This is a genomic window from Kordia sp. (assembly GCF_050633145.1).
In the GTDB taxonomy this organism is placed as follows: domain Bacteria; phylum Bacteroidota; class Bacteroidia; order Flavobacteriales; family Flavobacteriaceae; genus Kordia.
On the sequence record NZ_JBOEFY010000077.1, the window covers coordinates 1 to 25190 of the forward strand.

A 25190-nucleotide genomic window follows, 5' to 3' on the forward strand; every position below is an offset into this window, starting at 1 on the left:
TTAAACTTCTTTGAAACGTCATTGCGAGCGTTTAAACGCGTGGCAATCTGTTTCTTAGTAATTGAAGGCGTCATTTCGAGTGATTTTTCGCAATAAAATGAAGAAAAATTGTATCGAGAAATACTTTGATAACTATAGATCATTGTCACTCCTGTGAAGGCAGGAATCTATTCTTATATAAAAAATAACATATCAAGATTCAGAACTTTTCCTGTGTTTGGCAGTGAGTTCTGGATTTTTTTCTTTTGAATTAAAATTGCTTTCTAAAACAAATCGAGTCCATTTTTTTTGTCAATTTGAAAAATAAAGTTTCATGTTAAAATTTACCTATCAAGAAACTAAAGCGATAGTGTGTCAAAGAGCGCAGCAATCTAACAATCTAAGCCTTCGCTAGCGCGAATTTCTCAACTCGTGCCGTCAACCAAGCTAGATAATAGTAGTAATCTAAAAGCAAAGAAAGTTGAAAAATAAATACTTGTCAGTTCGAGCGCAGTCGAGAACACTAGAAAAACTAAAATTTCAATTGAATCTTGATAGCTTTGCTAGGTATTTTGAATTTAATAATGCTCGATTTAATATTTAATGTAAGTCGTTGGTTTTTAGATGTATGGAAAAACAATTATATTAAACTTATGCTAAGTAAGCTCATTTTAAAGTTCATTCTCTAATTTGGAATTTAAGTTAGAGGCAATTGTTTTTTTGAATTGATCTATATCATACGGTTTTAAAATAATGTCATTCATACCACATTCGAAGATTTGATTCTTTTGTTCTTCTATATCTACAGCAGTAAGTGCAATTATTGGAATAGTGGTATTAAACATTCTAATATCTTTAGTAGCTTCAATGCCATTTTTCACAGGCATATTGATATCCATTAATATTAAATCGAAGGCAAATTGCTTAACTGCGCTCACTGCTTTTTCTCCATTTTCAGCAATAGAACAAACAACTCCTTCATTTTCTAGAATACGCTTTGTAACGGTTTGATTAATACGGTTATCTTCTGCAATAAGTACTTTTTTATGTTCTAATTGTTTAAAATCTAAAATTGGAGGTATATTCTGTTCTAAAACCTCGTTAGAAATTAACACGCTTATAGTAAAAGTAAACGTACTGCCTTTTCCAAGTTCGCTTTCTACTTTAATGGTTCCGTTGGCTTGCTCTATTAATTTTTTAACAATTGGTAAGCCTAAACCAGTACCTTGATAAGCGGAAGATGACGAATCTATTTGCGCAAATTCATCAAAAATGTGATTTAATTTAGTTTTCTCAATGCCAGGTCCAGTATCTTTAATTGTAAATTTTAGCTTTGCAACATCATCTGTACGTTCTAATAGATCTATAGCAATATCAATCTTTCCTTTCTCTGTAAACTTACAAGCGTTGCCTATTAAATTCATAAGTATTTGTGACAATCTTACCGAGTTACATTTTAACAACAAAGGAACCTCTTCATGTAGCGTTATACTAATTTCATTTTGATGTTGTAGTGTTATATACTCGAATGAAGAGACTATTCTAGTCGTTAATGTTTTTAAATTAAACGTAATATCTTCATCCATGAAGTTTTTATTTTCAATTTTATTGATATTTAGTAAATCATTGACAAGAGTGAGTAAATAATTAGCTGAAAACTTTAATGATTTTAAATCTTTTTCATGCTTTTTTAAATCTTCATTTTCAAGTAGAATAGAACTTAAACCAATAACGCCGTACAATGGCGTACGTAACTCATGGCTTACTGTAGCAAAGAATTTAGTCTTTGTTTTTGCAAATTCTTCACTTTCTTTTTTAGCTATTAAATACTGTTTATTCTTAACTTTTAAATCTTTTACTAGTGCTTTTCTTCTTTTACTAGAAACATATGTTATTACTAATATTAAAACCAAAAAACCAACAGTAGCTATAGAAAGTATGAAAAAAATATTTTTTCGTTCTGCTTGTTCTACTAAAAGTTCTTTTTCTAGCTCGTTCGTCTTAATCTGATTTTTATAACGCTCTACATTTAACTTTGCATTTACGGCATCAATAATATTTTTAGCCTCACTTTCTTCTTTTCCTTCTTCGTAGACCTTAAGGATTTTATTAATTTTATAAAATTCTTTATAATCTTTTTTCAACTCCAAGGCTTCTCTGTAACCTGTGTAGCCTTCTACTAAAGCTTCAGTAAAATCAGTGTTCTCACAAAGTGCAATTGTTTTTTTAAAGTTTATTATTGCTTCATCTGCTTTGTTAAGTAATAAAAACCTTCTTCCTATATTATGAAAATGGCTTGCTTGAAAATGAGGTGGGTTTCCTAATGAATTCAAATAGAGCGCTGTCTTTTTTATATGATAATCACTATGATTAGGGTTCTTGGTTTCATTAAATGCGCGTGCTAAATTATGATGTAATACAAATAAGCGTGTTGTATCTTTTAAGCGTTCTGCAAGTTCAATACTTTCTAGATATATACTAATGGTTTTACTTCTATAGCCTTCCATGTAGTAATAAATATTTGCCAAATTGCCTTTTGACTTTAAAATAAGAGAGCTGTCATTTGTTTTTTCGGCATATTCTAATGACTTTAAAAATATTTTCTTTGCTCTTAAGCTATCTTTAACTTTAATCAGAGTATTGCCAACAATTGCTCTAGTATCGTGAATATGATTAGCATTATTACTCTTCTTTGCTAAAGCTAAACCTTTATCTGCATAAATTAATATTGGGGCGTAATTTGCTTTGAAATGTTCCTCACTCATTAACTTAATCATGGCATCTACATGTTTAGTGATCTCAGCTTTTGTAGAGTCTTTAGATATTTTAGGCAATGCGTCTAAAATAGAATTAAGATTATTTGAATTTAAGTTAGAATCTACATCTTGTGTTTGACCTTGTAAATGTAAACTGAAGCAGTATATAATTAGAATTAATATTTTTGCTAAAAATTTCATATTAATTTTAGGAGTTTGGGGTTAACAATATACATATTTTTCTGGTAAAAAACTGCCTTTCAGTGCTATAAGAAATCCTTTAAAACACCGCTTTTTAAAAATATATGTAGATGTATCGTTTTTAATAAGGTTAAGGATTCTGAATATTCTGATTTAACATTTTTCAGTAATTTATCCTCTAGTATTCTAATCTTCTAAACCCAGAAGGTGTCTGATTCGTTTTCTGCTTAAATAATCGCGAGAAATAGGAGTAATCTTCAAAGCCCAAAAGATTCGCGATTTCATTTACGGACAATTCTGGATTTAACAACAATCGTTTGGCTTCAAGAATGACTCTGTCAGTAATGACGATGGTGGCAGTTTTTTGTAACGTTTCTTTGCATACACGATTCAAATGTTTCAAGGTGATGTTTAATTTGGAAGCATAGAACGAAGGCTTCTTTTCGTGCTTATAAAATTGTTCAAGTAAGACTTCAAAGTTTCGTAGAATTGAATGAGAACGCTTGACTTGTAGTTGAGTAGGTGTAATGTAGTGACGTGATAGTTCAATGTAAATTAAATCCAATAAATTCAATGTAGCATGCTCTTTAAATAGCTCTTGAGAGGAATATTCTACTAAAACCATTTCAAAAAACGATGCAATTTTTTGTGTTTCTGTTGAGTTTAGAATTAACTCAGGTGTATTGTAGGTAGAAAAGTAAAACGGATAATCATTGATCTGTTTGTGTTGAAAATGCACATTGTAAAATTCTTTCGAATGAAATAAAATATAACCATCAATATCTTTTGATAAATTCCAGTGATGCATTTGTCCAGGTTGCAATACAAAAACGCTTCCTGCAGAAATTTCAAAGCTATTAAAATCGACTACGTGTGTTCCAGTTCCTTTGGTGAAGATTACAAGTAAATGAAAGTCGTGTCTATGCGGTTTTTCAATAAATGGATGTGTACGCAAATGTTCTTTAAAGCGATTGCAATACAAGTGTTTGCTTGTGTCTTGTTCTTTAAATTGCGAAATATTATATACTGGAAGTAATTTCATTTTCTGCAAAATGTCTTTTTTGTGCTATAAAAAGCGAAAATACAAACTTTAAAGCAAGTATCTGACTTTTAACTTTGTATTAAAATTAGAAATCATGGGAAATATGATAAAAAACATCTGTTTAGGAAGTTGCCCAAATTGTAGTAAAGGAAAGGTTTTTGAAGATAAAGGAGGTTTTTTTAAGTTAAAACTGCCTAAAATGTATAAAAATTGTACAATTTGCAGCTATAAATTTGAAAAAGAACCTGGGTATTTTTATGGTGCTATGTATGTGAGTTACATGCTTACAGTTGGAGAAGCTGTTGGTTTGTATATGTTACTTGCGTATGTTTTTCAGTTTGAAAATAATTTTCAAATCTTCTTGATGATTGCTGCGACTATGATTGGATTGTCCGTTTTTAACATGCGAATCTCAAGAATAATTTGGATGCATCTGTTTAAAACTTGATTTTCTTTCGACTAAGCTGTCATACTAATTTTTCAAGATGCGGAATTAATAGTATATTCAGCGTCCATAAAATCATAAATCTACAAACATAAATCATCATGATACCATTTCCAGAAGCAAACGAATACAATCCATATTACGAACCATATATTCAAATGTTCAAAGGAGAAAATATAGTAAACGCATTAGCAAATGGCGTAGAAGAAGTGAATAGGTTAGTAGCTTCGCTTACGGAAGAGCAATTAAGAAGTGCGTATGCTGAAGGAAAATGGACTATCAAAGAAGTGTTGCAACACATTATGGATACAGAACGTATATTCTGTAATAGAGCATTGCGTTTTGCAAGAAATGACAAAACAAATTTACCTGGTTTTGAACAAGATGATTATGTTCCTTTTTCTGGAGCTAATGAACGAGATAGTTCGGAAATGCTAATTGAGTACAATGCAATCAGGCAAGGAACAATTACCTTATTTAAAGGATTCACAGACGAAATGCTGTCAAGGATTGGTGTAGGAAGCGACAATGAAATGTCTGTTCGTGCTTTGGCATATATTGCCGCTGGTCACGAAAAACATCATGTAAACGTCATTAACGAGCGTTATATATAATACTACTCTTCCGAGAGATCATTTACAACTTTATCGTCAGGTATAATTTCTTCAATATCAATTGGAGTAGTTTTATCTACATTGGTCATTGTGTAATGTAGTTTGCTACTCACTTTTACCAAGTAAATGGTATCGCTAGTCCGTACTTCTACGGCTTCAATCGTATTGTTGTGGTGATCGTCAAATACAATAATGTCGCGATCTCTGTAGCCGCCAGGATAACGTTCTTGCAAGAGTTGAAGAATTTCTGGCGTCACTTTTTTGTAATCTATGATAGCTTTTCTCATAGGAGTAATCTTTTTAAAATTAATACTACGGTCTTAGGTAAATAAGGAGAATTATCAGCTATGTAGCTTATACTAAAAGTACAACTATTTTTTTTGAAAAGAAAAAAATAATGTCAGTTAACTGTATTTTTTATGTTAAGAATTGTAAAAATTGAAAGCTTCAATAATGGTTGCATTTGGAACAATTTTATCTAAAACTGGCTTGCCAATATCGCTTAGCAAGACAAAATTGATATTTCCATGCGAATTTTTCTTGTCGTATTTCATTAAATCAATAATAGATTCGTAATCAGAATCTTCAAATTCAACTCTTCCATACATATCTAAAATAACACATTTAATTTCAGTTAGCTTGTCAGTAGGGAAGTTTTCTTGTTTATTGGAAATATAAGTAGCTAGTACCATTCCGACTGCAATGGCCTCGCCGTGTAGCAAGGCTTCTTTAGTGTCGTGTGTTAATAAATAAGATTCAATGGCATGTCCAAGAGTATGCCCGAAGTTTAATATTTTTCGAAGTCCATTTTCCTTTGGATCTTCTGTAACAACGGTATTTTTTATTTTTACTGAATCGTAAATTAATTCATCCAAATCTTCAATAGTGAAATTTGAGAGATCAATCATTTTTTTCCAATATGCTTCGTCATAAATAAGTCCGTGTTTCAGCATTTCAGCCAAACCGCTTCGCATTTCATTAGCTGGAAGTGTATTTAAGAAAGAAGTATCAATCAATACCATTTCTGGAATATTAATCACACCAATTTGATTTTTCAATGTTCCTAAATCAACACCAGTTTTTCCACCTACAGAAGCATCTACCATTGATAATAAAGAAGTTGGAACGTTAATGTATGAAATACCACGTTTAAAAGTAGAAGCTACAAATCCACCAAGATCAGTAACAACACCGCCACCAACATTAATTAACAAGCTTTTACGGTCTGCATTCAATTCAGAAAGAACATTCCATACGCCTGTGCAAGTTTCAATATTCTTATGAATCTCTCCAGCTAAAATTTCAATAACTTCTATAGAGGTTTCCGTCTGCAAATTGCTCATAAAATATGATAAGCAATGTGCATGCGTGTGTTCATCAACCAAAATAAAAATCTTGGAATAATTAGAGTTTGCAAGATGTTCTTGAAGATTTGTATAGCAATCTGTGTTAAAATGCACTAAATAATTCGCCGCTTGGATGGAATTCATAATCTGTAAAAACTAATATTAACAGCAAAATAAAGCCTTTTTTAAACAAAAAAATAATAATTCAATAACTATATTTGTGAAAGCAATTATTTATAAATGGATCCAATTTTTAACAACACAGAGAATGCTTTTGCTTTAAAAACAGATTCTCAGCTCGATAGAGCCTATTTTTTATTTAAACTAATCTCAAACCAGCCTCTAGTAAGGATTGGAACTGCGGTAACTAACTTTGCTATTAAGGCGCATTTGCCTGTAGAAAGCTTAATTAGAGCTACCGTTTTCGATCATTTTTGTGGCGGAACGACAGAAGAAGAATGTTTGTCTGTAGTAGACAATATGTTTGAAAAAGGCGTATGCAGCGTACTTGACTATTCTGTAGAAGGAAAACAAGAAGAAGAGCAGTTTGATGCAACACTAGAAAAAATACTGAAAATTTTAAATTTTGTCAAAGAAAGACAAGCCATTCCTTTTGCGGTATTTAAGCCAACAGGTTTTGGACGAATTGATTTGTATGAAAAAGTAGGTAATAACGAAACATTGACAAGCGAAGAGCAGGCTGAATGGGAACGTGTGTTAAACCGTTATGAGACAGTTTGTAAAAAAGCATACGAAATGGACGTAGCTTTATTGATTGATGGTGAAGAAAGTTGGATGCAAGATGCAGCTGATGCAATTGTTGCAGATATGATGCGAAAGTATAATAAAGAAAAAGCGATTGTTTACAATACACTGCAAATGTATCGTTGGGATCGAATGGATTACTTAAAACAGTTACATATAGATGCAAAGGCACAAGGGTTTCATATTGGGATGAAATTGGTACGTGGAGCTTACATGGAAAAAGAAAATAAAAAAGCAGAAGATAAAGGTTATAAGTCACCAATATGTGTTTCGAAAGAAGCTACCGATGAAAATTTTGATACTGCTGTTGCGTATATGTTAGACAATTTGGATTGTATGGCTGTTTTTGCAGGAACGCATAATGAAGAGAGTTCTTATAAAGTTGCTGAAATCATGAAAAATAAAGGAGTTGCCAATGATGATGCGCGCGTTTGGTTTGGTCAATTATATGGAATGAGCGATCATATCAGTTTTAATTTAGCAAAAATTGGATATAATGTAGCAAAATACTTACCTTTTGGTCCCGTAAGAGATGTAATGCCATATTTAATTAGAAGAGCGGAAGAAAACACTTCTGTCGCAGGACAAACATCTAGAGAATTAAGTTTATTAAAACAAGAACGAAAAAGAAGAAAGATATAAAAACCATTGTACCAAAAGTTGCCAACCTAAAATAACCAGAATACAACCATGAAAACCACTATTCTACCTACTAAATTATTAATTCTGTTTATAGCTATAACTTTTTCTTGTGAAGAGAAAAAGGAGGTGAAAACTACAGAAAATGATTCAAAATTTACGCTGAACTATGAGAAATTTACCTTAGATAATGGTTTGGAAGTAGTATTGCACGAAGATCATTCAGATCCTATGGTTGCAGTTGCCACGCTTATGCATGTTGGATCAAACAGAGAAAAGCCAGGGAAAACAGGTTTTGCTCATTTTTTCGAGCACATGGCGTTTAATGATTCTGAAAATGTGCCAAGAGGTTCTAATAGAAAAGTAATTCCGGAATGGGGTGGAAGTCGTAATGGTGGGACTTGGTCTGATGGAACAATTTATTATGAAGTAGTTCCTAAAGATGCTTTTGAAAAAATATTATGGATAGATTCTGATCGTTTAGGCTACATGATTAATACTGTTACAACTGAAGCGCTAGAGCGTGAAAAACAGGTTGTAAAGAACGAAAAACGTCAAAACTATGATAATGTTCCCTATGGTTTTACATCTGAAGTCATTCGAGCAAATTTATATCCAAAAGACCATCCGTATAACTGGACAGTAATTGGTTCACTTCCTGATTTACAAGCAGCTACCTTAGAAGATGTAAAAGAGTTTTACAATATGTATTATGGCCCAAACAATGCGACTTTGGTAATTGCTGGAGATATAGATATTGAAAAGACTAAAAAAGCTGTTAAAAGGTGGTTTGGTGAAATTAAAAAAGGAAATGAAATACAAGATTTAGAACCAAAACCAGTTGCTTTAACAGAAACGAAATCTTTGTATTTTGAAGACAATTTTGCAAAGCTTCCAGAACTTCGAATGGTATTTCCAACAGTAGAGATGTATCATGAAGATCAATATGCTTTAGATATTTTGGGGGAAATATTAAGCGGAAGTAAAAAATCTCCTCTCTATCAAGAATTAGTCGTTTCAAAAAAATTAGCACCTAGAGTTACTTCTTTCAATAGTAGTAGTGAATTGGCAGGAGAGTTTACATTTATTGTGCGTGCAAATGCTGGTGTAGACTTGAATGAAGTGAAAAATGCAATTGATGCTGGATTAAAGAATTTTGAAGCAAACTTTGATGAAGCTCAGTTAGAACGTATTAAAGCATTGCAAGAGGTTCAATTGTATAGCGGCACTGAATCCGTGATGGACAAAGCGTTTGCTTTAGCTAATGGAAATGAATATGCTAATGATCCTGCGCGTATTATTAAAGATGCAGAGTTGACTAAGAAGGTAACTAAAGAAGATGTAATTCGTGTTTATAATAAATATGTTAAAGATCATCATTATGTAATGACATCATTTGTTCCTAAAGGGCAATTTGACTTGGCTATGAACGGTGCTGAAAAGGCTGAAGTGTATCAAGAAAAAATTGTACAAGGAAAAGCAAATGAGGAAGTTGGACAAGGAGCAGAAGCGAATTATGAAAAAACAGTAACAAAGCATGATCGATCTGAACCAGAATTCGGAGAGTTGCCATTGTTTAAATCTCCTGAAGTTTGGAAAAGTAAATTGGCAAATGGAATTGATGTCTATGGAATTGAAAATAACGAAGTTCCTTTAGTTTCATTTACAATTACAATTGATGGAGGTCATTATTTAGATCCGAAAGACAAAGCTGGCTTATCTTCATTATTAGGAAGATTGATGAAAGAAGGAACTGAGTTTAAAACTTCATCAGAGTTGGAAGAAGCTATTGAGTTGCTTGGAGCAAGAATCAATATTAGCACAAGAGATGAAAACATGACGGTCTCAGGAAGTTGTTTGGCTAAAAACTTTGACAAAACGATCGCATTAGTAGAAGAAATATTGTTAAAACCACGTTGGGATGAGTCTGAATATAAGCGACTTAAAAAGGAGTTGTTAACTAGTTTAAAAGGTAGAGAAGCAAATCCTAAAACGATAGCGTATCAATCATTTAGAAAATTGATTTATGGAGACGATCATATTTTAGGAATTCCCGCTATTGGAAACACAAAAACGATTTCAAATATCTCATTAAATGATTTAAAAGAATTTTATAACAAAAATATATCTGCAAGTTTGGCTAATATTCATATCGCTGGCGCAGTTAGTAAAGTTAGTGCTGTAAAATCACTTGAAAATCTTGGGAAAAATTGGGAAGCTAAAGTAGTGAATGCTCCAGTGTATACATTGCCAAAACAAGATAAAGCTGGGAAGATATATTTTATTGATTTCCCTGGTGCAAAACAATCTGTTATTTATGCTGGAAAATTGGCGTTATCAGAAGCGGATTCTATGTATAATAACTTGGAATATGCAAATCAAATACTTGGTGGAGGATCTAGTGGACGTTTATTTCAAACACTTCGTATTGAAAAAGGATATACGTACGGAGCGTATTCGTATTTACAAAACTTAAATGAAAAAGCACCTTTTGTTGTGCAGACTAGCGTAAGAGCTAATGCGACTTTACCGTCGTTAAAGATTATTAAAAATCTAGTTGATAATTATTCGAAAGATTTTAACGAACCAGAAGTAGCAATTACGAAGAATAAAATCCTGAAAAGTAGTGCGAAAGATTATGAGGAATTAAATTCTAAATTAGGAATCTTAAGACAAATTAGTAAATACGGTAAGGATTTCGATTTCCTTGAAAAAGAGCAAAAAGAGTTGGTTGATATGTCTCTCGATGATTTTCAAGATATGATTAAAACACATATTCAAGAAGAGGATATGTTTTATCTGATTGTTGGAGACAAAGAAACACAATTAAAAGAAGTGAATGCTTTTGGAAAAGGAGATGCTACGGAATTAGATATTTACGGAAATGAGCTGAAAAACTAATTATTGATTAAATTAGTTTTTCATTTTTATCGTTTTTATCAAAGCAGTGCTGTCGCAGTTGTGAATAGTTAATTCAATATCTTTATTGCGAAGAGTACCTTCAATTATATACACTTTACACGTATCGGCGTCTACTTTGGCTTTGCTTCTTGAAAAATCTACATCACCATCTCTAAGAATATTTGAAATTTCAGCTGTATCAATCTCTTTATTATCAATTAATTGACGAATTTCAGGTGAGAAACGGCGTTCTTTATTGCGAATGTTTTTTAAAGTTCGAGCGTTTGGTAAATAATCAAACTCACATTTAACTCCACGACCTTTCACGAGAAAAGCAAACATTACCAATCCAATGGCTAATCCTGCGAAATAAAATCCAAAACGTCTTAAAAGACTACTATTCATGTACTAAAAAATTAATAAATTGATATCTCTGTACGGCAAATCGAACCATTCTGCTACTGATTTGTTCGATAAAACGCCGTGGTAAAAGTACAAACCATTTTTCAATCCTTTGTCAAAACGAAGCGAATTTTCTAATCCGCCATCATCTGCAATTTTTAGTAAATATGGAGTGAAGATGTTACTAATTGATACAGAAGCAGTTCTGGAGTATCTTGCAGGAATATTTGGAACACAATAATGTATGACTCCGTGTTTTTCAAATGTTGGTTTATCGTGAGAAGTAATTTCGCTAGTTTCTACACAACCGCCCATATCGATACTTACATCAATAATAACAGCACCTTTTTTCATGTGTGAAACCATTGTTTCAGTAACTAAAATTGGGGATCTATTTTTTCCGCGAACAGCACCAATCAATACATCACAGCGCTTTAAAGCTTTTAGTAAATTTTTTGGTTGCACGGTACAGGTGTATATTGGCCTTCCTAAATTTGTTTGAATACGACGTAGTTTAGTAATAGAATTATCAAACACTTTAATATTCGCACCAAGTCCTAAAGCAGAACGTGCAGCAAATTCTCCAACAGTTCCTGCACCAAGAATTACGACTTCTGCAGGTGGAACTCCGCTAATATTTCCTAGCATTAATCCATTTCCTCTATTTACATTTGTCATAATTTCAGAAGCGATTAATACTGAGGAAGTTCCTGCAATTTCACTTAAAGATCGTACAGCAGGATAGGTTCCGTCTTCATCACGAATATATTCAAAAGCAAGTGCGGTAACGCGTTTGCTTGCAAGAGTTTCAAAATATTTTTTGGTTTGTGTTTTTATCTGTAAGGCAGAAATTAAAATTGTTTGCGGATTCAATAATTGCAATTCATCCAAAGTTGGTGGTTCAACTTTTAGGATAATAGGGCAGGAGAATACTTTTTGAGTATCATTTGTAATTTCTGCACCAGCTTCTGTATATTCTTTATCAGAGAAATTAGCTTCTTTTCCGGCACAACTTTCAATCAGCACACGGTGTCCATGCGCAACAATAGCTGCTACTGCATCTGGAGTTAAACAAACACGTTTCTCTTGATACGATGTTTCTTTTGGAATACCAATAAACAACTCTTTCTTGTGTTTTAAAATTTCAAGCGTTTCCTCTTGCGGAAGTAATTGTTGTTTGGTAAAAGGTGATAAAGACTCAGCCATGAAGCATTACGATTGGTTAAAACATGAAGTTACAAATAAAAATGAAGTTAAAAAACTACTCATTGTGTTCTTCTAACATTTCTTTTTCTTTTCGTTCGTACTCAGCAAGTTCAGCATCCATTTTTTTGAGGTCTATATTGTATACATATTTGTCAAATAATTTAATTCGAATAAAATATACAATTGGTACGATAATCATCATTATTGGGATCATCCAGTAAATTTCAACTTCATCCATGAATTTAACATCATCATTTATAGCGCTATATAGTTGAAATGAATACATGGCGATTGGAATTAAAATTACATGATACCACCAATCACGACAAGTTACAAACCATAAGATGAGTAATATTATAGGTACTATTTTTCCCATAAATATCCAAACAGCATAATCAACAGTCTGATAATGTTTAGCTTCGTAAGTAAATAAGAAAGTTTCCCAGACTTTTTCTTCTGGGAAACTTTCGTATAAATAATATATATATGGTGTTATAGCTATTAAAATAGCAATGACACTACCCTTTAGTAGGACGGATGATTTTTGTTTTATCGACTTTTTGTTCTGTTTCGTATGGATTGTCTTCATCAGCAATACTGTCTGGGTTACAAGATACAAATAATATTGTTGAAAAAGCGGCTAGTAAGTAAAAGTAAAATTTAGTTTTCATCTGATTAATTAGGTTATTTAGTTTAACGATGGTACAAACTTATTTAATAACCAGCTAGTTTTCAGAAAAATACGTATATATATTTTCTACGTACTTTTGCTAGTTTTGGGCAAAACTAGCAAAAGTCGTAGAATTTGGTATTTTTTGTATTTTTTACGTAAGTATTTTCGCGAATATACGTAATTATTTAGTTTCTATTTTATTTTTAGCTTCTTTTTCCTTTCGATCATATTCTTCTAGTTCAGCGTCAATTTTCTTTAAATCAATTCCTAGAACAAGTCTATCATATAATCTTAATCTAATTAAGTAAACAAATGGAGCAATAATCATTAATACAGTTATTACCCATACAATTTCGTTTTCATCTATAAAATCAGCCTTTTTATTTAAAACTGTGAATAATTGAAATGCATATAAAGTAATTGGTACAATTATAATATGATACCACCAATGTTTACAAGTTAAAAACCAAAATATCAATAGATACAGGGGTATTATCTTACCCGAGTATATCCATATGGCGATATTAACACTGGAAAAACCATTTTTGTCAACAGTAAAAAATGCTGTAGTCCAGCTATCACCTTCAGGTACATATAAATATAAATAAGCTAAAAAAGGTGAAATGGCTATAGAAAATATGATTAATGAATCTATAAATATTTTCTTTTTAGCCCATATCTGTCGTTTTGATATCTCCTCTTTTGACTCCTTCTTCTGTTTCGTATGGGTTGTCTTCATCAGCAATGCTATCTGGATTACAAGATACAAATAAAATTGACGATACGGCTGCTAATAAGTAAAGGTAGAATTTAGTTTTCATTTTAATTTAGATTATTTAGTTTAACGATGGGTCAAACTTATTGAATAACCAAATGTTACCTTTAAAAAAAGCATAATATATTTTCTACGTATTTTTGCTAGTTTTACCTAATATTAATGAAATACGTAGAAAATAGTATATTATTTTATTTCAATGAACTTATTATTCTTGTGTTTTTGTTAGTAAACTTTGTTGCTCCTGTTCTTTACGTTCATATTCTGCTAATTCAGCATCTATCTTTTTTAAATCTATTCCGTGAACTAATTTGTCCATGAGTTTTATTCTTATGAGATAAACAAAAGGAATTATTATCATCATGATAGGTAATAACCAATAAATCTCTACTACGTCTAAAATACTCGATTTATCATTTATAGCTCCAAATAGTTGGAATCCAAACATGAACATAGGAATTAAAATGACATGATACCACCATTTGTTGCAGGTTAAAAACCAAATAATCATTAATAACAACGGAATAGCTTTATTCATACTTGACCAAACTAATATCCGTACAGTGTCATAATTAGTTTCAGTTATTGTAAAAAAAGGCGTTTCCCATACGCTTGTACCTTTAGGTACGTACTCATACAATTGAAATAGATATGGTGTAATTGCTATTAATAATGCGACTAAAGTATTTAATACTATTTTGGACTGGAGTCTAGATTTGTTTTCACTATTCCCCAGGAATTTTGACTTTACTCTTGTCGATTTTTTCTTCTGTTTGGTATGGGTTGTCTTCGTCTGCAATGCTATCTGGGTTACAAGACACAAATGTTACTGATGCGAATACGACTGCTGCGAATAAATAATTTCTTAATTTCATTTTGTTTTAGGTTTTAGTTTTACGATGATGCAAACTTATCGACTAAAGCAATGATTTTCAGAAAATTATCATATTTTATTTTCTCCGTATTTTTATCAATTTTTCACTTTTGTATATTATAAGAATTTTCATTCAATATAGTATAAAAGTCAGTCATTTGTCAGTCTTTTCAATTATTTATAGGTTATAGTTATTCATTTTTCGGTAAAGTGCTCAATTTTTTAGGTGAATTGAGCGCAGTTTTTCATTTATTTTGTCAATTGTGACCTTAGTTATGTCTTCAGGAAGCAAATTTTCAATGTGTTCCGGCCATTCTATAAAACACCAAGCATCACTATATAAGTAATCTTCAATGCCAATATCATAGGCTTCTTCTTCATTTTCTATTCGGTAACAATCAAAATGGTATAAAATATCATTCGGTGCATGATATTCATTCACAATGGAGAATGTAGGACTGCTAGTCAACTCGTTTACACCAAGTTGTTTGGCTAACACTTTTATGAGGGTAGTTTTGCCAACGCCCATTTCTCCATGAAAAGCAATAATTTTATGCTCAGATTCCGCTAAAATAGCTTCTGCAATCTCATCAATTTGAGAAAGATTGTATTCTTTTTTCACTAGGTTTTTATTTTTGAGGCTTTCCTCAAATTTAGTAAAAATTCTGTAAATGCCTATAAAATCACTTGCTGACTCTATATTTTGAACACTATCTAGGCGATAAAACTGCAAACGGAATGATCATTTCTTCCAAAGAAACTCCACCATGTTGGTAGGTGTTTCTGTAATAACTTACATAATGATTGTAATTATTAGGATACGCGAAGAATAAGTCCGTTTTAGCAAAAATAAAAGAACTACTCATGTTGATAGCTGGTAAATGAATTGTTCTTGGATCTTTGGCTGCCAATACATCTTTTTGTTCGTATGTTAAGCTTCTTCCAGTTTTGTATCGCAGATTTAAACTTGTGTTTTTGTCTCCAACTACTTTTGATGGATGTTTTACATTAATTGTTCCGTGGTCGGTTGTAATGATCAATTTAAAACCTAAGCGTTGCGATTGTTGTATAATATCCAGCAAAGGAGAATTTTTAAACCAACTCTGCGTGAGCGATCTATACGCCTTATCATCTGAAGCTAACTCTTTTACAACATCCATTTCGGTTTTAGCGTGTGAGAGCATGTCTACGAAGTTATAAACGACAACCGTTAAGTCATTGTCTTTTTGTGATTTAAAGTTGTCTGCGAGCTTTCTACCGCCTTTTAAGCTGGTAATTTTGTGATACTCGTGCTTAATATTAAGTCCCAAGCGTTTTAATTGTGCTTTTAAGAAATCATCTTCATGCAAATTCTTTCCACCTTCATCTGTATCGTTCTTCCAGTATTCTGGATGTAACTTCTCCATGTCCGATGGCATTAAACCAGAAAAAATAGCATTTCTAGCATATTGTGTCGCAGTAGGCAAGATGCTCACAAACGGAACTTCTTTTTCTTTTTTATAATGTGTATTTACAATTGGTTCAAAAGCTTTCCATTGATCGTAACGTAAATTATCAACCACAACTAATAAGGTTGGTTGTGCCTTGCTAATTTCTGGCATGACCAATTCTCTAAATAAAGTGTGCGACATAATCGGTGCTTCTTCATTTCCAAACCAATCAGGATAATTTTTATCGATAAATTTCCCAAATTGCACATTAGCTTCATGTTTTTGCGACTCTAGAATTTCAAACATTCCAGTATCTTCAATGCTTTCTAATTGCAATTCCCAATAAATCAGTTTTTGATACAATTCAATCCATTCCTCAATTGTATTCACCATTGCCATGTCCATCGCAATCTTTCGAAACTCTTGCTGGTAATTAGAAGTTGTTTTTTCAGAAACCAAACGCGAATGGTCCAAGTTTTTCTTCAAACTCAATAAAATCTGATTCGGATTTACTGGTTTTATCAAATAATCAGCAATTTTAGAGCCAATTGCTTCTTCCATTATATATTCTTCTTCACTTTTGGTAATCATTACCACAGGAAGATTGTTTTGCTTTTCTTTTAATTCTGCCAATGTTTCAATCCCTGTCAAACCTGGCATATTTTCGTCTAGAAGCACAATGTCAAAATTGTCTTCATCAATCATTTCAATAGCTTCTGTACCACTTGTACAGGTAGTTACATTGTAGTTTTTTTTCTCTAAAAAGAGGATATGTGGCTTTAATAGGTCAATTTCGTCATCAACCCAAAGAATCTTGAATGCACTCATGTATGTCTTTATTTGTAAATTGTTAGTAAGGTATCTTGTAATGTACTTATATTTGTGCTTATTCTAAAAAAAGTATAAAAAACTACACATTGAATACTAGAAATAAGCTTAAAATCTTAAACGACCCAATTTACGGATTTATTACAATTCCCAATCCGCTCATTTTTGACTTAATTGAGCATAAATATTTTCAGCGCTTACGCAGAATTTCACAAATGGGAATGTCATACTTGGTATATCCTGGTGCGCATCACACACGTTTTCATCATGCGTTGGGTTGTATGCATTTAATGCAAAAAGCAATTCAAGTGCTTTGTTTTAAAGGCGTTGAAATTTCAGAAGAAGAAAAAGAAGCCTTGTTAATTGCGATCTTATTACACGATATTGGTCATGGACCTTTTTCGCATGCAATGGAACACAGTATCGTAAATAGCGTGCATCATGAAGAAATTTCGTTGTTGTTGATGGAGCAATTAAATGAAGAATTTAACGGAAGTTTAACGCTTGCCATCGAAATATTTAAAGGAAACTACCCAAGAAAATTCATGTATCAGTTAATTTCTGGTCAAATTGATATGGATAGAGCCGATTATTTAAAGCGCGATAGTTTTTATACTGGTGTTGCTGAAGGAAACATTAATTCAGAACGAATTATTACGATGTTAAGTGTCGTAGATGATGAATTAGTCATTGAAGAAAAAGGAATCTATTCGGTTGAAAAATTTCTGGTTGCCAGGCGTTTAATGTATTGGCAAGTATATTTGCACAAAACGAGTTTAGTCGCAGAGCAATTACTTATTAGAGTTTTAAAAAGAGCGAAAGAATTGACTTTGCAAGGCACTAACTTAAAAGCAAGTGCAGCGTTATCTTTTTTCATTCAGAATGAAATATCTATTGAAGATTTTAATTATGAAGTGTTAGATCGATTTGCCAAATTGGACGATTACGATATTGTTTCCGCTATGAAAGAATGGGTAGAAGAAGACGATTTTGTTCTGTCAAACCTTTGTAGAATGATTATTAATCGCGATTTACTTCAGATAAAAATCAAAAAGAAAAAGATTTCTAATAAAAAACTTCAAAGCGAAACTGAAACTTTGATGGAACAGTATAAAATTAGCAAAACGGAAGCAGCGTATTTTGTATTTTCGGGCGAAATTTCTAATCAAGCATACAAAACCACAAGTCAAAATATAAATATCTTACTAAAAACAGGAAAAATTCAAGATGTAGTTAAGGCTTCTGACCAATTAAATCTGAAAGCGCTTTCAAAACTGGTGACAAAATATTATATATGTTACCCAAAAGACAAACTTTAGTACTTTTTTTATACTTTTGCGGGAATGAAGTTTACAGCGACACAAATAGCAGGTATTTTAGAAGGAGATATCGTAGGTGATCCAAACACTGAAGTATCCAAACTTTCTAAAATAGAAGAAGGTGCAGAAGGTTCATTAACTTTCTTAGCAAACCCAAAATACACACAGTACATATATAGTACGCGTGCATCCATAACCATCGTAAATAAAGATTTCTCGGCAGAAGAAGAATTGTATACAACACTTATAAAAGTAGAAGACGCATACAAATCATTCTCAAAACTCTTAGAATATTACAATAAAGTAAAGCTGAATAAAGTTGGAATTGAACAGCCAGCATTTATATCAGACTCTGCTGTGTATGGAGAAGATTTATATTTTGGAGCGTTCTCATACATGGGCGACAATGTAAAAATTGGTGACTATGTAAAGGTATATCCAAACGCTTACATTGGAGATAATGTTACTATTGGAGACAATGTAATTATCTTTGCAGGAGCAAAAATATACTCGGAATCGGTTATTGGAGACAATTGTGTAATTCATAGTGGAGCTATTGTTGGCGCTGATGGATTTGGCTTTTCGCCGAATGAAAAAGGTGAATATCAAAAAGTACCACAAACAGGAAATGTAATTCTAGAAGCGAATGTAGATATTGGTGCAGGAACTACTATAGACAGAGCGACTTTAGGTTCAACAGTAATAAAAAGAGGCGTAAAGCTCGACAATCAAATTCAAATTGCTCACAATGTAGAAATTGGAGAAAACACAGTCATTGCAGCACAAACAGGAATTGCAGGTTCTACCAAAATTGGTAAAAACTGTATGATTGGTGGACAAGTTGGAATAGTAGGACATATTACTATTGGTGACAATGTAAAAATTCAAGCGCAATCTGGAATTGGAAGAAACGTAAAAGACGGGGAAACGTTGCAAGGTTCGCCAGCATTAAATTATGGAGATTACAACAAATCGTATGTATACTTCAAAAACTTGCCAAAACTTGCAAAAACAATAAATCAACTAGAAAAAAAAATAAACAACAATGAGTGAAATTATTGTTAAACAAACTACTATCGCCAAAGAAGTTTCTTTAAAAGGCGTTGGACTTCACACAGGAAAAGAAGTTACCTTAACTTTTAAACCCGCAGCAGAAAATCAGGGATACACTTTCGTAAGAGTCGATCTTGAAGGTAGCCCAGTTATTGAAGCTGATGCAAACTATGTTGTAAATACACAACGTGGAACGGTTTTAGAAAAAAGAGGCGTAAAAATTCAAACTTGTGAGCATGTACTAGCTGCATTAGTTGGTTTAGAAATCGACAATGTAAGTATAGAATTGGATGCTTCCGAACCGCCAATTATGGATGGTTCTGCGAAATTCTTTTTAGAAGCTTTGGAAAAAGCTGGTATTGTTGAACAAGACAAACCACGTGAAGAATACATTGTAAAAGATGTAATTTCGTATATAGATGAAGAAACAGGCAGCGAAATAACAATCATTCCTTCTGATGAATACCAAGTAACTACTATGGTTGACTTTGGAACGAAAGTATTGGGAACACAAAATGCTACCTTAAAGCACATTTCAGACTTTAAAAAGGACATTGCAAGCTCAAGAACATTTAGTTTCTTACATGAATTAGAAATGTTATTAGAGCACGGACTTATTAAAGGAGGCGATTTAAACAATGCAATCGTATATGTAGATAAAGAATTATCTCCAGAAACGATGGACAAGCTTAGAGTTGCTTTTGGAAAAGAAGATATTGCAGTAAAACCTAATGGAATTTTAGACAACTTAACATTGCATCATCCAAACGAAGCTGCACGTCACAAATTACTCGATGTTATAGGTGATTTAGCTTTGGTAGGAACTCGCATTCGCGGAAAAGTCATTGCTAACAAGCCTGGACACTTTGTAAACACACAATTTGCAAAAAAACTATCTAAAATAATCAAGATAGAAAAACGCAACAAAGTACCAACATACGATTTGCATCAAACTCCATTAATGGACATAAATCAAATCATGACAATGTTGCCACACAGGCCACCATTTTTACTTATAGATAAAATATTAGAATTGTCTGATAGTCATGTAGTTGGTGTAAAAAATGTAACGATGAACGAACCGTTTTTCGTAGGGCATTTCCCGGGAGCACCAGTAATGCCAGGTGTATTACAAGTAGAAGCAATGGCACAAACAGGTGGAATTCTAGTACTTAGTACAGTTCCTGATCCAGAAAATTATTTGACTTTTTTCATGAAAATTGATAAAGTAAAATTCAAACAAAAAGTAATTCCTGGAGATACTTTAATATTCAAAGCCGATTTAATTACGCCAATTCGTAGAGGAATTTGCCACATGCAAGCATACGCGTATGCAAATGGTAGGTTAGTTGCTGAAGCAGAATTAATGGCGCAAATTGCACGTAAAAAAGAAGAAGACATCGTAAAAAAATAACACTTCCAAAAAAAAGTGTATTTTGTCACAAATAAATTATACTCAAAAGAAATTTTGAACTATAATAAAGTAATAAAAATATATTGGCGAAAGTGTCAGCGTATTAAAACTCGATTATCGAGTCAAATCATACAAATAACTAAAAAGTAGTAGATGAATCAACCTTTAGCTTATGTTCATCCAGGAGCAAAAATTGCAAAAAATGTAGTTGTAGAACCTTTTACAACCATTCATAACAATGTAATTATTGGAGAAGGAACTTGGATCGGTTCAAACGTAACCATAATGGAAGGAGCACGAATTGGGAAAAACTGTAATATTTTTCCAGGTTCAGTAATCTCAGCACCACCACAAGATTTAAAATACCAAGGAGAAGATACAATTGCTGAAATAGGTGATAATACTACCATACGAGAATGTGTTACCATCAATAAAGGAACAACCGATCGTATGAAAACGAAAATTGGTAAAAATTGCCTCATTATGGCATATTGCCACGTTGCACACGATTGTATTGTAGGCGATAACTGTATTTTTTCAAACAATAGTACCTTAGCAGGTCATATTACTGTTGGAGATCATGTGATCCTTGCGGGAATGACGGCTGTACATCAATTCTGTTCCATTGGAAACCATGCGTTTGTAACTGGTGGATCGTTAGTTCGTAAAGATGTACCACCGTATGTAAAAGCGGCACGTGAACCATTATCGTATGTAGGAATCAACTCGGTTGGACTGCGTAGAAGAGGCTTTTCAACAGAAAAAATAAGAGAGATTCAAAACATTTTTAGAATCCTATACCAAAAAAATTATAACAATACGCAAGCTGCGGAAATCATAGAAGCAGAAATGGAAGCCACTACTGAGCGCGATGAAATATTACAATTCATCAAAAACTCACACAGAGGTATCATGAAAGGATATATTGCTTCAAACTAAAATTAAAATAATAATCAATGGCATCAACATCAGACATTAGAAAAGGATTGTGCATTCGTTACAACCACGATATATTTAAAATTATTGAGTTTTTACACGTAAAACCAGGTAAAGGACCTGCATTTGTACGTACAAAACTAAAAAGTGTTACTACAGGAAAAGTAATTGATAATACATTTTCTGCTGGACACAAAATTGACGATGTTCGTGTAGAAACGCACACATTCCAATATTTATATAGTGATGGTGATACGTTTCACTTCATGAATACATCTGATTACAACCAAATTACATTACAAAAATCTGCTTTAGATGCTCCAGACTTATTAAAAGAAGGAGAAAATGTAAAAATTTTGATCAATTCAGAAGATAGCTTGCCATTATCTGTAGATATGCCTGCAAGTGTTATTTTAGAAGTAACACACACAGAACCAGGTGTAAAAGGAAATACAGCAACAAATGCTACAAAACCTGCAACGGTTGAAACAGGAGCAAGAGTAAATGTTCCATTATTCATCAATGAAGGAGACAAAATTAAAATTGAGACAGAAAAAGGTTCCTACATGGAACGTATAAAAGAATAAATAAACCAAAAAGCGCAATCACTAACATTGCGCTTTTTTTGATTTAACTGCAGTATGAAATTCCCTAGAATACACACTCTCAAAGAAATAGCGGAAATCATCAACACAAATTATGTTGGTGACGATTTGTTTCCTGTGCATGGAATGAACGAAATTCATGTAGTCGAAGCTGGAGATATTGTCTTTGTCGATCATCCAAAATACTATGATAAAGCATTAGAATCGAAAGCAACAATCGTATTAATCAATAAAGAAGTTGAGTGTCCAGAAGGGAAAGCATTATTAATTTCTGATGATCCTTTTAGAGATTTCAATACACTTACAGATCATTTTAGACCTTTTGTAAGTGCGTCTGCGGCAATTTCGCCATCAGCAACCATTGGAGAACGTACGGTAATTCAGCCAAATTGTTTTATTGGAAACAATGTAACTATTGGTTCAGATTGTATGATTCATGCAAATGTGGCTATATATGACAATGCCGTAATTGGAAATAATGTAACCATTCATTCAGGAACGGTTTTAGGAGCAGATGCTTTCTATTACAAAAAACGCCCTGAAGGATTTGATAAATTACGCTCTGGCGGAAGAGTAGTCTTAGAAGATAATGTAGATTTAGGTTCGTTATGTACAATTGATAAAGGTGTTACAGGTGATACAACTATCAAACAAGGAACAAAAATAGACAATCAAGTACATGTTGGTCACGATACTGTAATTGGAGAAAAATGTTTGATTGCATCACAAACAGGAATTGCTGGTTGTGTTGTTATAGAAAATGAAGTTACTATTTGGGGACAAGTAGGAATTACAAGCGGAATCACCATAGGAGCAAAGGCAGTTATTTCGGCACAATCTGGCGTAAGCAAAAGCTTAGAAGGTGGAAAAAGCTACTTTGGAACACCAGCAGATGATTTTAGAAAAAAATACAAGGAAATTGCAGCAATTCGTCAAATTCCAGAATTGATAAAGAAAATAGAAAACTTAAACGAATAGATAGTTTTTGGGTAGAAAAAGTATTTCTTGATAAAACTCAAAAAATACTTTAGTAATACTATAGAAAAAACTATTTTTGTTCAGCCAAAAAACAAATATCAAAATGAGCGTTTTAGTAAACAAAGATTCAAAAATAATTGTTCAAGGATTTACAGGAAGTGAAGGAACATTTCATGCAGGTCAAATGATTGAGTACGGAACTAACGTAGTTGGTGGTGTAACTCCAGGAAAAGGTGGACAAACTCACTTAGATAAACCAGTTTTTAATACAGTAACAGAAGCTGTTGAAAAAGTTGGAGCAGATACTACAATCATCTTTGTACCGCCAGCATTTGCTGCCGATGCAATTATGGAAGCTGCTGATGCAGGAATAAAAGTAATCATCACTATTACAGAAGGAATTCCTGTAGGAGACATGACTAAAGTTGCTGCTTATATTAGTAACAAAGACTGTCGCTTAGTTGGTCCTAACTGTCCAGGTGTAATTACGCCAGGAGAAGCAAAAGTTGGAATTATGCCAGGATTTGTTTTTAAAGAAGGGAATGTAGGAATTGTTTCTAAATCAGGAACATTAACATATGAAGCTGCGGATCAAGTAGTAAAACAAGGATTAGGAATTACAACTGCAATTGGTATTGGTGGAGATCCAATTATTGGAACTACAACAAAAGAAGCTGTTGAGTTATTAATCAATGATTCAGAAACTGAATGTGTAGTAATGATCGGTGAAATTGGTGGACAATTAGAGGCAGATGCAGCTAAATGGTACAAAGAAAGCGGAAGTAAAAAACCAGTTGTAGGGTTCATCGCAGGAGAAACAGCACCTGCAGGACGTACAATGGGACATGCAGGAGCAATTGTTGGTGGAGCAGATGATACTGCAGAAGCTAAGAAAAGAATTATGCGCGAATGTGGAATTCACGTAGTAGATTCTCCAGCTGAAATTGGAAAGAAAGTAGCAGAAGTGATGGCATAACAATCACTTTTAAAATATATAAAGCGCATTATCGTATTGGTAATGCGCTTTTTTAGTTCATAATTATAATCAATCACTTATTGATTTTCTCCAAAACAATCAGGATTGCCAACATGATTACTTCCTCCAGTAATAACCTCTTGATTTTCGATTTGATACTTTTCTAAATTTTGTAACATAATGATTTTTTTAAAATTAATATGTCTAAAGGTATCTCATAAAAACCTAAAATTAATTGTCATTAAGCTAGCTAACAACCTAAATTGTTTAAAATAGGACGATAATAGATTTCTAATATTGATAAGTAAAAATGCTTAATTAGTTACATGGTTTGCTATAAAAACATCACTTTAAAAACACAAATGGTATGTGTTGTCACAATCTTGTTATTGAACTACAGTATTGAATATAATGATCTTTATATCATTTAGTTGCGTTTGTTTTTGTTGCTTATGATTTATGAATCTGAAGAGTGATTTCTTTTAAAATCGTTTTAGGATATGTAGCTTAGATTCGAAAATTAACTCTAAATACGTTAACCATGAAAAAAAGAAATTTAACAAATTTATCATTGAACAAAAAGTCAATTTCGAACTTAGGGCGCCAGAATGGTGTAAAAGGAGGAATGAGAACAATTTCTTGTCAACCATTTGGAATTTGTGGAATTGAAACAGATGATTGTGGAACACAAAACAATTGCGGAACTAACAATTGTGGAACTCAAATTGGTTGTAGTCCAACTGATGGTTGTCCGCCAAGTATTTCTTGTGAGCCAATAGGTATTTGTTAATACATTAATTATCATGAAAAAAAGTGAAAAGTGAACTTCGGTTCACTTTTTTTGTCTCTACACACTACATGTTCGAATTTCTTTCAATATTGTTAAGTAAAAAACTATTAAAAAATAAACATACTGTTCTATTCGAAAAAAATAACGTTTTCTGACTTGATCTGCTACACAACAATAAACCAAAATGTTGAAAAATGTAATATATTGTGATACGCTATATTAGAACACAATATTGCTGGTTTC

24 protein-coding genes are annotated in these 25190 nt (G+C 32.6%); 12 read left to right on the forward strand and 12 right to left on the reverse strand.

The features are described 5' to 3' along the window. Window positions 1–650: 650 nt before the first annotated feature. Entirely contained in the window at window positions 651–2936 is a 2286-nt protein-coding gene (locus tag ACRBBL_RS25345; RefSeq protein WP_431371900.1) for an ATP-binding protein, read from the reverse strand. Window positions 2937–3114: 178 nt separating this feature from the next. Further along, a complete protein-coding gene (locus ACRBBL_RS25350; RefSeq protein WP_431371901.1) occupies window positions 3115–3978 on the reverse strand; it encodes an AraC family transcriptional regulator in 864 nt (287 codons plus the stop codon). 94 nt (window positions 3979–4072) lie between these two features. Between ACRBBL_RS25350 and ACRBBL_RS25355 the strand changes: the two genes are divergently transcribed. Together ACRBBL_RS25355 and ACRBBL_RS25360 are read left to right on the forward strand one after the other, a co-directional pair. Next, window positions 4073–4426 carry a DUF983 domain-containing protein gene (locus ACRBBL_RS25355; protein WP_431371902.1) on the forward strand — a complete coding sequence of 118 codons (354 nt, stop codon included), beginning with the start codon at window positions 4073–4075 and terminating at the stop codon, window positions 4424–4426. 98 nt (window positions 4427–4524) lie between these two features. Further along, entirely contained in the window at window positions 4525–5037 is a 513-nt protein-coding gene (locus ACRBBL_RS25360; protein ID WP_431371903.1) for a DinB family protein, read from the forward strand. 2 nt (window positions 5038–5039) lie between these two features. Here ACRBBL_RS25360 and ACRBBL_RS25365 read toward each other — a convergent pair whose 3' ends face one another. Then, window positions 5040–5324, reverse strand: a complete 285-nt coding sequence (locus tag ACRBBL_RS25365; protein ID WP_431371904.1) for a hypothetical protein — start codon at window positions 5322–5324, stop codon at window positions 5040–5042. 135 nt (window positions 5325–5459) lie between these two features. Beyond that, window positions 5460–6527: a 3-dehydroquinate synthase gene (gene aroB / locus ACRBBL_RS25370; protein WP_431371905.1), complete on the reverse strand. Its 1068-nt coding sequence runs from the start codon at window positions 6525–6527 to the stop codon at window positions 5460–5462. A gap of 96 nt (window positions 6528–6623) precedes the next feature. Between aroB and ACRBBL_RS25375 the strand changes: the two genes are divergently transcribed. Both ACRBBL_RS25375 and ACRBBL_RS25380 read left to right on the forward strand, forming a co-directional pair. After that, window positions 6624–7790 carry a proline dehydrogenase family protein gene (locus ACRBBL_RS25375; protein ID WP_431371906.1) on the forward strand — a complete coding sequence of 389 codons (1167 nt, stop codon included), beginning with the start codon at window positions 6624–6626 and terminating at the stop codon, window positions 7788–7790. Window positions 7791–7838: 48 nt separating this feature from the next. Continuing rightward, on the forward strand, window positions 7839–10688 hold the full coding sequence (locus ACRBBL_RS25380; protein WP_431371907.1) for a M16 family metallopeptidase: 2850 nt from the start codon (window positions 7839–7841) through the stop codon (window positions 10686–10688). A gap of 12 nt (window positions 10689–10700) precedes the next feature. Here ACRBBL_RS25380 and ACRBBL_RS25385 read toward each other — a convergent pair whose 3' ends face one another. The 8 genes from ACRBBL_RS25385 to ACRBBL_RS25420 all read right to left on the reverse strand — a co-directional run bounded on the left by ACRBBL_RS25385 (window position 10701) and on the right by ACRBBL_RS25420 (window position 16876). Next, entirely contained in the window at window positions 10701–11093 is a 393-nt protein-coding gene (locus ACRBBL_RS25385) for a DUF4258 domain-containing protein (RefSeq protein ID WP_431371908.1), read from the reverse strand. A gap of 3 nt (window positions 11094–11096) precedes the next feature. Then, window positions 11097–12296 carry an alanine dehydrogenase gene (locus ACRBBL_RS25390; RefSeq protein ID WP_431371909.1) on the reverse strand — a complete coding sequence of 400 codons (1200 nt, stop codon included), beginning with the start codon at window positions 12294–12296 and terminating at the stop codon, window positions 11097–11099. Window positions 12297–12351: 55 nt separating this feature from the next. Further along, window positions 12352–12885 carry a hypothetical protein gene (locus tag ACRBBL_RS25395; protein ID WP_431371910.1) on the reverse strand — a complete coding sequence of 178 codons (534 nt, stop codon included), beginning with the start codon at window positions 12883–12885 and terminating at the stop codon, window positions 12352–12354. Between the two features lie 265 nt (window positions 12886–13150). Further along, window positions 13151–13708, reverse strand: coding sequence for a hypothetical protein (locus ACRBBL_RS25400; protein WP_431371911.1), 558 nt, complete (start codon window positions 13706–13708; stop codon window positions 13151–13153). After that, window positions 13638–13790, reverse strand: coding sequence for a hypothetical protein (locus ACRBBL_RS25405; protein WP_431371912.1), 153 nt, complete (start codon window positions 13788–13790; stop codon window positions 13638–13640). The genes ACRBBL_RS25400 and ACRBBL_RS25405 overlap by 71 nt, the downstream gene beginning before the upstream one ends. Before the next feature lie 162 nt (window positions 13791–13952). Next, window positions 13953–14543 (reverse strand): hypothetical protein, encoded by a 591-nt coding sequence (locus tag ACRBBL_RS25410; protein WP_431371913.1) that lies wholly within the window; start codon window positions 14541–14543, stop codon window positions 13953–13955. Window positions 14544–14832: 289 nt separating this feature from the next. Then, entirely contained in the window at window positions 14833–15240 is a 408-nt protein-coding gene (tsaE, locus tag ACRBBL_RS25415) for a tRNA (adenosine(37)-N6)-threonylcarbamoyltransferase complex ATPase subunit type 1 TsaE (protein WP_431371914.1), read from the reverse strand. Between the two features lie 88 nt (window positions 15241–15328). Next, window positions 15329–16876 (reverse strand): response regulator, encoded by a 1548-nt coding sequence (locus ACRBBL_RS25420; RefSeq protein WP_431371915.1) that lies wholly within the window; start codon window positions 16874–16876, stop codon window positions 15329–15331. 89 nt (window positions 16877–16965) lie between these two features. Between ACRBBL_RS25420 and ACRBBL_RS25425 the strand changes: the two genes are divergently transcribed. The 8 genes from ACRBBL_RS25425 to ACRBBL_RS25460 all read left to right on the forward strand — a co-directional run bounded on the left by ACRBBL_RS25425 (window position 16966) and on the right by ACRBBL_RS25460 (window position 24947). After that, window positions 16966–18195, forward strand: a complete 1230-nt coding sequence (locus ACRBBL_RS25425; RefSeq protein WP_431371916.1) for an HD domain-containing protein — start codon at window positions 16966–16968, stop codon at window positions 18193–18195. 24 nt (window positions 18196–18219) lie between these two features. After that, complete coding sequence (lpxD, locus tag ACRBBL_RS25430) at window positions 18220–19248, forward strand: UDP-3-O-(3-hydroxymyristoyl)glucosamine N-acyltransferase (RefSeq protein WP_431371917.1); 1029 nt, start codon at window positions 18220–18222, stop codon at window positions 19246–19248. Further along, a complete protein-coding gene (locus ACRBBL_RS25435) occupies window positions 19241–20662 on the forward strand; it encodes a bifunctional UDP-3-O-[3-hydroxymyristoyl] N-acetylglucosamine deacetylase/3-hydroxyacyl-ACP dehydratase (RefSeq protein WP_431371918.1) in 1422 nt (473 codons plus the stop codon). Before lpxD ends, ACRBBL_RS25435 begins: the two co-directional genes overlap by 8 nt. A 153-nt stretch (window positions 20663–20815) precedes the next feature. Further along, entirely contained in the window at window positions 20816–21601 is a 786-nt protein-coding gene (lpxA, locus tag ACRBBL_RS25440; RefSeq protein WP_431371919.1) for an acyl-ACP--UDP-N-acetylglucosamine O-acyltransferase, read from the forward strand. 17 nt (window positions 21602–21618) lie between these two features. Next, a complete protein-coding gene (efp, locus tag ACRBBL_RS25445; protein ID WP_114903956.1) occupies window positions 21619–22185 on the forward strand; it encodes an elongation factor P in 567 nt (188 codons plus the stop codon). Window positions 22186–22239: 54 nt separating this feature from the next. Then, the gene (locus ACRBBL_RS25450) at window positions 22240–23181 is read left to right on the forward strand and encodes a UDP-3-O-(3-hydroxymyristoyl)glucosamine N-acyltransferase (protein ID WP_431371920.1); all 942 of its coding nucleotides are present in this window, start codon (window positions 22240–22242) and stop codon (window positions 23179–23181) included. A gap of 103 nt (window positions 23182–23284) precedes the next feature. Continuing rightward, a complete protein-coding gene (gene sucD / locus ACRBBL_RS25455; protein ID WP_431371921.1) occupies window positions 23285–24157 on the forward strand; it encodes a succinate--CoA ligase subunit alpha in 873 nt (290 codons plus the stop codon). A 541-nt stretch (window positions 24158–24698) separates the two neighbouring features. Further along, window positions 24699–24947 (forward strand): hypothetical protein, encoded by a 249-nt coding sequence (locus ACRBBL_RS25460; RefSeq protein ID WP_431371922.1) that lies wholly within the window; start codon window positions 24699–24701, stop codon window positions 24945–24947. The last annotated feature ends 243 nt before the right edge of the window (window positions 24948–25190 follow it).